The following is an 8,238-nucleotide window of genomic DNA, read 5'->3' on the forward strand; positions in this document are numbered from 1 at the left end:
AGAAAAAACTCAGGCGGGGCGATCGACGGGAGGAAGTATGAGTCAATGTATAACCTTCGTGTTACCGGATCATCTGGGGTTGTTCTGTCGAAAGGAATAAGAATTGGAAGCGTGCTGGTTGGTATGCTGGGTGCGATGGTTATTATTGCAATAATAACAACACCAAACTCAAGTAACGCAGCGTTAAGTTTGAAGGGCCAGCTGGCCACGAGTTGGCCGGTAGTCTGGGTTGCGGTTGTAGGTATGCAATTTATTCTGTTTGGTACGGTAGTGCTTGCAACGTATTGGATCGCTGCGAAGTTTGTTTGTCTCTTTAGAGGCGGGAGGTGAATGTGAATGACATTTCAAATAATAAATATTCGATATAAAAATCGATGTAGGCGTGTTTCTTTTTTAATTATATATCGGATTCATTAAATAATTAACTTGATGCCTTGATTTTATGTCGAGTCTGGTAAGGTGAAAAATTGATGCTCTTAATGAATTTTTTGTCGGAGAGTCGGTGAATTGCATCTTTATGCCAATTTTTCCGATCAAGCTCGTGCGTGTGATCATTTACGCATTCGGTGGATTGCTTTTCATGATCGGATTGTTATTTCCAGGGAAAATTCACGAGAGCGAAGGAATTGCTTTGTGGTTATGCGCGGTTGGTCGGAGTGTTCCGATAGTTCGTAGCTTGGATATATCTAAAAATTACACGTGTGCGCTATTTTCAAGTTTCGGACCAGGCGTCTATCTTGGAATGTTTTTCGGAATTTTATTGTGTTTCTGTAAATTTGAAAAGCCGGTTTCGGTAGAAAGGTTGCGGGCCGCATCGATCAAAGAGAAATTCGGTTTAATTTTTTGTCTTTTAATGTTTGTAGGGGGGACTTGGTTGATATCAACTCCCCCGGCGGCTGGTGGGTGGTTTATGCTTATATCATCCAGTCGGCTGGTGATGGCGATCATCGCTCCTGGATATTTGTTTGCTAACGCGGCAATATGGATGTTGATCTTTTTTCAAATTAAAGCGTGGTTTGGGGTAAAAAATGTATGCTATTAATAGAGGTGATTTTGTAGATCTTCAAAAATTTATTCAGGGTAATGCGGCGGATTTCTGGACCGCCGGGTCTTCGGCTATTGGGGCCGCCCTAAGCCAATTAAAAAACGCCGAAGCAGATTCCGCAAAAATATATGAGGAATTGGGGCGTAAAATGGCGGATGAGGCGCGCTATTTATCTGATCGTGCGGGTCACCATTCCGTTCTTCGAAGGGTTCGGCTCGACTTACCGGATTCGCGAGGCGAGGGCGCAAGCGGAGCTTCAGCAAGCGAACGTCGCCGAGGCCGAACAGCAGATCGCGTTGAATGTCTGGAAAAGCTATGAAGCGGTCCGGGCTGGCGCACAAACCGTGCAGCAAGCTGAAGCCCTGCAGGAGAACGCCGCCCTGGCGTTCGATGCAGCGCAGGCGCGCTATAGGATCGGGGTGGCGAACATCATGGAACTGCTGCACGCGCAAGACGCGCTTGTTGTCGCCAACCATCAGCGTATCGCAACGTTGGCCGACTGGTACGTTGCGCGCCTGAGTCTCGCGGCCAGCCTGGGCAAACTCGACTTAGGGCAAATACAAAACGGGTGACTGTGAAGCACCGTGATCAACGATCACGCCACGTCTTCACATCGTCTCCATTTCCTGCATCTGCCCCAGACCAAAAAAACGCCCTAACTCCCTCGCCAATTCATTTAACGCGCTCATTTCCTTCTGCGTTATTCGGCGCGCCTCCTGCGTATGAGACCAGTCGCCATATAACAGCGCCACCGTCTGACCGGTTTCGTCGACGACCGGCAGCAGCACGAAAGCGCGGGCGTCGTCGAACGAGCGGCGGAACCATTCGGGTAATCGCGCGATCATTTTCGGGTCGCGCGCGTTCTCGATGAAAATGCCGACCGAATTCGCGACCGCGAGATGAAACACGTCGGGTTCGAAGGCGGTGTTGAAGGTCAGCTTTGGCAGCGCCGCGTCGATCTTCGGACCGAGTCCGAGACGCGCCCGGAAGGTGCCGTTGCTGTGCTTGACGAACACCACCGTGCGCGCGAAGCCGAGCGCCGCCAACACGGTTTCCGCAGCCAGCGCCAACGCCGGCGCGAGCGCGCTGCCGTTCGGCAGGCCGCGCAGATCGCCTACGCCCGCCGCGATGCGCGCTTCCGGATTGAGCGCCTCGCGCGCGATCGCGTCCGCATTGGCGCGCAGCTCGACGATTTCGGCCATCACGCCATCGCCGCCTTCTTCACGGGCGAGTGCGATGCTCATCTGCTGCAGGACGTCCGGATCGGTGTTCAGCGCGTGGCTGTATGCCTGCGCCAGTCCGGCGATGCGTTCTTCGCGCTCCCAGTCCGGCATGTTCTGCTGGGTCAGCACGTCGGCCACAGCAGTCGAATAATTGGTGATGGCGCGCAGCCACTGCACCTGGCGCGGCTGCTCGACGTCCAGCGGATCGAACTCGCCCATCCCGGACCGGATCATGTCGGGCAGGCGCCAGCGCACCGCGGCTTCGGCGCCGATCTCGTCGAACGTCACGCCGAGCACCAGCACGCAGGCATCGGTCTCGATCGTGCCGTCTTCGATATGCCGGCGGATCTGATCCCACTCGGCGTCGAGATAGAACACCACCAGCAGTTTGCCGATCTGCCGCATCAGCGTGCAGACCACGGCTTCTTCGCCGGCACGCAGATCGCCGCGCTCGGTCAGCTTGCGCGCGACGCAGCCCGACAGCAGCGTGCGGTTCAATTCAAGTTTCGCGTCGATGCGGCGCGGCGCGCTGTGATGAAAGTGATCGACGATTTTCAGGCCGACCACCAGATGGCCGACCGCGTCCATGCCGAGCACCATCAGGGCGCGCGACACCGTGGTGATATTGCCGCCGAACGCCATATACATGGCCGAGTTGGCGAGCCGCAACACTTTTTGCGTCAACGCGAAATCCGACAGCACGACCTGCACGAGGCCGGTGAAATCGAGGTCGTCGTTGTTCATTGCCGCCATGGTGGTGCGCAGCGATTGCGACAGCATGGGGAAATCGCCACGCTCGCTCATACGCGTCCAAAGCCGGTCGAGCACCGCCGCCTTTACCATGTGAGTCCCGCAAAAACCATACATGTTCCAATGAATGCCACGCCGGCATCGAGCCGGTATCTTCCGCTGGACGCGAGGTTCGCCTGCATCGCTATGCGGTGTGCAGATGAAGCGTGCGCGCTTCGAACCGCTGCGCGAGTTCGTCGGAGGGCAGCGCCTTGCAGACGAGCCACCCCTGAATATGGTCGCATCCCATCTCGGTGAGCATGGTGCGTTGCGCTTCTGTTTCGACGCCCTCGGCAACCAGTTCGAGATCGAGTGTCTGCGCGAGCCCGACGACCGCGCTAACGATTGCCTGATCGTTCCGGGAGGTTAGCAGATTCTCGACAAAACTCCTGTCGATCTTGAGCTTGGCCAGCGGGAAACGTTGCAGGTAAGCGAGGCTCGAATAGCCGGTGCCGAAATCGTCGACGGCAAAGCGGATGCCCATCGCCGTCAGTTCTTCGAGCAAACCCTTCGCGTGTGCCGGGTCGTGCATCAGCAGGCTTTCGGTGATCTCGAACACGAGGCGGCGCGGATCGATGCCGGTCAACTCGATCGCTTCGCGCACGCTGTCCTTGAAACGCGGATCGCGGAACTGCTGCGGCGACACGTTGACGGCGACGTATTGCAATGAGATGCCCCGCGCGTCCCACTGGATCAGCTGCATGCAGGCGACCTTCAACACCCAGTTGCCGAGGAAGTTGATCAGGCCGATCGATTCCGCGAGCGGAATGAACATCGACGGGGGAACGAGGCCATGCACGGGATGCGACCAGCGGATCAACGCTTCGACACCGACCACGCCGTGCGTGCGGCTGCTCGTGATCGGCTGGAAGTGCAGCGAGAACTCGCCGTTGCGCACACCGTCGTAGAGGTCCGCTTCGAGCTTCAGGCGCTCGGCGTCGGCGGGGTTGTCGTCCGGTACGTAGAAGGCGAGCGTGTTGCCGCCGGCCGCCTTGGCCTGCAGCAACGCGTGATCGGCCCAGCGCAGCAGGTGGGTGTCGTGGGCCGCGTTATCGTTGGCGTGGCGCACATCGGGGTATAGCGCAATGCCGATGCTCGCCGACAGATGCACCTGCTGGCCGCTGAACACATACGGTTGCTGGATCGCGGTCAACAGGCGGCGCGCCAGCGCTTCGGCCGCGGCGGCCGCGTCGGTGCGGCTCGCGGCGGGCTTGATCAGGATCGCGAACTCGTCGCTGGCGATCCGCGCCACCGTTTCGCTCGGGCTCGTCATGTTCAATAGACGCCGCGCGGTGTCGCGCAGCATCTCGTCGCCGGCATCGTAGCCGAGCGCGCGGTTCACGCGCTGATAGTCGTCGAGGTCGAGCAGCAGCAGCGCAGCGGGGGTGCCGTGGGCGTCGGCCTGCTGTTGCGCCGCGAGCAGCGCGGGGATCAGCGCCGGCTGATTGGCCAGATTCGTGAGGCGGTCCAGATGCAGCGCCTGGATCAGGCGTTCCTCGGTAGCGTGCCAGGCCGATACGTCGAAGCCGGCGACCGCATAGCTGTCGACGCCGTCGTGGCTGCTGCGCACCACGCGCAGCTCGACGGTGATCGGGTAGGTCAGCGACTTGATGAGGCCAAGCGTCGCCTTTTCGACGTTGCCCGTCGAGGCGGCGCGCGCCAGCAGCGCGTCGAGCCGCGGCACATCGGCGGGTGCCACGAGATCGTGCAGCGTGATGGTCTCGAGATACTCCCGGTGATAGCCGATGAAGCGCAGGCTGGCATCGGATACATAGAGGAAGCGCAGCGTCTGATCGACGTGCGCCAGCAGATCGACGGCGCCGACCACCTGTTCCAGCTGCGCAGCGCGGCTTGCGCCTGGCTGCGGTTTGCCGGGGGCACGCCGGCCGAACGCACGAAACCGGTCGATGACCGTGCGCAAGGAGCCCCGGCGGGGCGCGATGATCCTGTTCGCTTCCATGTTTGTCGCTGGCAACCTGTGTTCGTCTGCAGGCGGGGCGGCTCGCTGCCCGCCGTGTCCGGGCGGGTAAGAGGTATCAGGCCGCCCCATCAGAACAGGATAACGACCCGCGGCGCGAAATCTTTAGCGCCGGCGGTAAAAAACAAATGGTAAAGAAGGGGGGGTGGTCCAGCGCGTGGCGCGACCGATTCAGTTAAAGTGCGACGGCCTGGCATCCGTTAATACGTCAAACCCGTTGTGCAGTGTCGGCCAGGACGTCGCTGCGTAGCTTTCCGAACACTTGCACCGATGATCCATGTCTGAACGCCACTTTGCCAGGGCCGCCCCCCGGCACGTCGAGGTGCCCGAGCAATGTGCCGAAGATGCCGATTCCGCGTCCGGGGCGCAGTTCGTCTATCTGGGCCGCCAGCCGATTCTCGATCGCGACGGCGCGCTCAATGCCTACGAATTGCTGTTTCGCGCCGGCGCGCATAACTATGCCGAGGTCACCAACGACGCTCAGGCGACCGCCCAGGTCGTGGCGCGCGCGATCGGCGGAATCGGCGTGGCGACCGTGCTGGGCCCGCACCGTGGCTTCGTCAATATCGACCGCGCGCTGCTCTTTAACGACATCGTCCATCTGATGCCACCTGAGCGCTTCGTGCTGGAGATTCTCGAAACCGTCAGGTTCGATGCGCATCTGGGCCGCCGGCTGACCGAGTTGCGCCGCGCCGGCTTCCAGGTGGCGCTCGACGACGTGTGCGAACTGTCGGACGAGCTGTTTGCCGCGCTGCCGCATGCCGACATCGTCAAGATCGACTTCCTGCAGACGGACCGGTCCACGCTTGCCGAGCTGGCGTCGACGGTGCGCGGCCATGGCAAGACGCTGATCGCGGAAAAGGTCGAGACACGCGAGGACTTTGTGCTGGCACGCGAGCTCGGCTTCGATCTGTTCCAAGGGTACTTTTTCGCACGGCCGCAGGTGCTGGCCGCGCCGCGCAACCGTTCGCCGCGCCCCGGCCTGCTGCGTTTGCTGGCGCTGTTGTCGCGCGATGCCGGGATTGTCGAGCTCGAGGCGGAGCTCAAGCTGAACCCGAGCGTGGTGGTGCAACTGTTGCGACTCGTCAATTCGAGCGCGTTCGGGTTGGGGCGCAATATCGCTTCGCTGCGCGAAGCCATCATCGCCACCGGCACGCGCCAGATCGCGCGCTGGGCGCAACTGCTGCTGTACGCCGACCGCACCGATCTGCCGTGGCGCGCCGATCCGCTGGTGCAACTGGCGGGCACGCGCTCGCGCTTCATGGAACTGGCCGCGAGCTGGCTGCGCCCGGCCGATAGCGAATTCGCCGATGCCGCCTTCATGACCGGGATTTTTTCTCTGGTCCACGTGGTGATCGGCACTACGCCAGCGATTGCCCTCGAGAAACTTGGCCTTGCGCCGCAGATTCGCGAGGCGATTGTCACGCGCAGTGGCCGGCTTGGCGCCTTGTTGCGGATTGCCGAAGCAGCCGGCGAGGGCGCCGATGCCGCGCTGATCGCCGCGGGATCCGATGTCCCAACCGGTTTCGCCGCGCTTACGCCCGAGGTGCTGGCCGAACTGAACCTGTCGGCTGCGGCGTGGTTTGGCGCCCATATCCAGGAAGCGGTCGTCTGAGGGGAGTTGGGCTGAGATGCCGCCGGGTTGCTCCGCGCTTTGCCGGAGTTTTGTTGTGGCAGCGGATGGGGCTGGTAGCGCAGGCTCGCAAGCCGGCTCCCGGGCGTTGTCCGGTCGTTGTATCACGACGCTGCGGGCGCGGGTCCCCGGTCGCATTCTTTCTGCAGGTTCTGACGTATTTTGTCTGTACGTGGTCCAATAGCGGATGGAGATGCTGGAGGCCGAGTGGACGCGGCGACCTTCGGCTAATTGTGCCAATCACGTGCACGGACGTTTCGAGGGACTGCAAATGAAGAGAAAACTTGTACCGGTGACGCTGGCTGCCGTGTTGTCGGTGGGATTCGCGATGCATTCGCTGACGGCCTCGGCCACGCTCAAGCCGGGCGATGCTGCGCCGCCGTTCACCACGCAGGCTTCGCTGGGTGGCAAGAGCTACACGTATTCGCTTTCCGACGAGCTGAAGAAGGGGCCGGTGGTGCTGTATTTCTACCCGGCGGCGTTCACGAAAGGTTGCACGATCGAAGCTCACGAGTTTGCCGACGCCGTCGACGAGTACAAGAAATATGGCGCGACCGTGATTGGCGTGTCGCACGACAACATCGACACCTTGACGAAGTTTTCGGTGAGCGAATGCCGCAGCAAATTCCCGGTGGCGGCGGATGCTGATTCGAAGGTGATTGGCGCATATGACGCCGGCATGCCGATGCATAGCTCGATGGCCAATCGCGTGTCGTACGTGATCGCTCCGGATGGCAAGATCATTTACGAGTACACGAGCCTTTCCCCGGAGAGGCATGTTGAGAACACGCTGAAGGCGGTGAAGGAATGGGCGGCGACGCATAAGTCGCCGTAAGGAGCTGGCCTGCCCGTCGCGCGGGGGGCGCTTATCGCGCGCGGCTGCGCATTTTTCGCAATGGTTTTTTGCCATGGGATTGGGGCTGCGCCGTGCTAGGCTGATTTTTTGTCTAGCGAGCTTGCGATGCCGATTCTTGTTGCGTTGATTGCGCTGATCGCGCTGGTGTATGGCGCCGTGCGGGCGTTTTATGCCTTGCAGGCGGCATTTGGGTTGGCCGTTGCGGTTGGGGTGGCTGTTCTGGTTGTTTTGCTTTTGATTGCCGCGGTTGTTTATTGGTGGCGGCGTCGGAAGGAAGTCGCGCCTAATGTTCGCGATGGCGATTGGACTCATGAGTTGAAGGGGACCTGGGGGTCGGTCCGGCTTGCTGCAGGCAAGCGGTTATGTGAGGTGCGCCTCGCCGGCGAGCAGGGGGATTATATTTTTGCTGATCTGCTGGGGGCTGAGGTGCAGCGCCATGATGCTCAATGGCAGGTCGCTTTGAAGGTTAAGGACGCTAAGCGTCAGGTTTGGGTTTTGCCCATGGCGGGCGAGCGGCAGGCTAAGCAGTGGGTAAGGATTTTTTTGCTTGCCGTGCGGCAGGGGCTTTAGATTTGGTTTTTTGCCTGCTCGGCGGTTTTGGGTTGTATACCTGCGGCGTTGGCCTTTCCTTGATTTGTTATTGGTCTATTAGCGTCGCCCCTGTGCGGGGCGGGCACCGGGAGTGTCTGATTTTTTGTGTGCAAGGCAGATAAG

8 protein-coding genes are annotated in these 8,238 nt (G+C 60.2%); 6 read left to right on the forward strand and 2 right to left on the reverse strand.

All coding sequences use genetic code 11. From position 1 onward, the window contains the following. From QOC89_RS06300 to QOC89_RS06310, 3 genes are all read left to right on the forward strand, one after another. On the forward strand, window positions 1–330 hold a 330-nt coding region (locus QOC89_RS06300), incomplete at its 5' end, for a hypothetical protein (RefSeq protein ID WP_323044236.1). 172 nt (window positions 331–502) lie between these two features. Then, complete coding sequence (locus QOC89_RS06305) at window positions 503–1,042, forward strand: hypothetical protein (RefSeq protein ID WP_323044237.1); 540 nt, start codon at window positions 503–505, stop codon at window positions 1,040–1,042. Window positions 1,043–1,200: 158 nt separating this feature from the next. Then, a complete protein-coding gene (locus QOC89_RS06310) occupies window positions 1,201–1,617 on the forward strand; it encodes a TolC family protein (protein WP_323044238.1) in 417 nt (138 codons plus the stop codon). A 36-nt stretch (window positions 1,618–1,653) separates the two neighbouring features. Here the strand turns inward: QOC89_RS06310 and QOC89_RS06315 are convergent, their stop codons facing one another. Next, window positions 1,654–3,111 (reverse strand): HDOD domain-containing protein, encoded by a 1,458-nt coding sequence (locus QOC89_RS06315; protein ID WP_323044239.1) that lies wholly within the window; start codon window positions 3,109–3,111, stop codon window positions 1,654–1,656. 91 nt (window positions 3,112–3,202) lie between these two features. Continuing rightward, entirely contained in the window at window positions 3,203–5,017 is a 1,815-nt protein-coding gene (locus tag QOC89_RS06320; RefSeq protein ID WP_323044240.1) for a sensor domain-containing phosphodiesterase, read from the reverse strand. A gap of 295 nt (window positions 5,018–5,312) precedes the next feature. Here QOC89_RS06320 and QOC89_RS06325 point away from each other — a divergent pair, with 295 nt between their 5' ends. The 3 genes from QOC89_RS06325 (at window position 5,313) to QOC89_RS06335 (ending at window position 8,094) form a co-directional block, all read left to right on the forward strand. After that, window positions 5,313–6,650, forward strand: a complete 1,338-nt coding sequence (locus QOC89_RS06325) for an EAL and HDOD domain-containing protein (protein ID WP_323044241.1) — start codon at window positions 5,313–5,315, stop codon at window positions 6,648–6,650. A 289-nt stretch (window positions 6,651–6,939) separates the two neighbouring features. Next, complete coding sequence (locus tag QOC89_RS06330; protein ID WP_323044242.1) at window positions 6,940–7,503, forward strand: peroxiredoxin; 564 nt, start codon at window positions 6,940–6,942, stop codon at window positions 7,501–7,503. Window positions 7,504–7,629: 126 nt separating this feature from the next. Then, on the forward strand, window positions 7,630–8,094 hold the full coding sequence (locus QOC89_RS06335; protein ID WP_323044243.1) for a hypothetical protein: 465 nt from the start codon (window positions 7,630–7,632) through the stop codon (window positions 8,092–8,094). The last annotated feature ends 144 nt before the right edge of the window (window positions 8,095–8,238 follow it).

The organism is Paraburkholderia sp., from assembly GCF_034668105.1.
Lineage (GTDB): Bacteria > Pseudomonadota > Gammaproteobacteria > Burkholderiales > Burkholderiaceae > Paraburkholderia.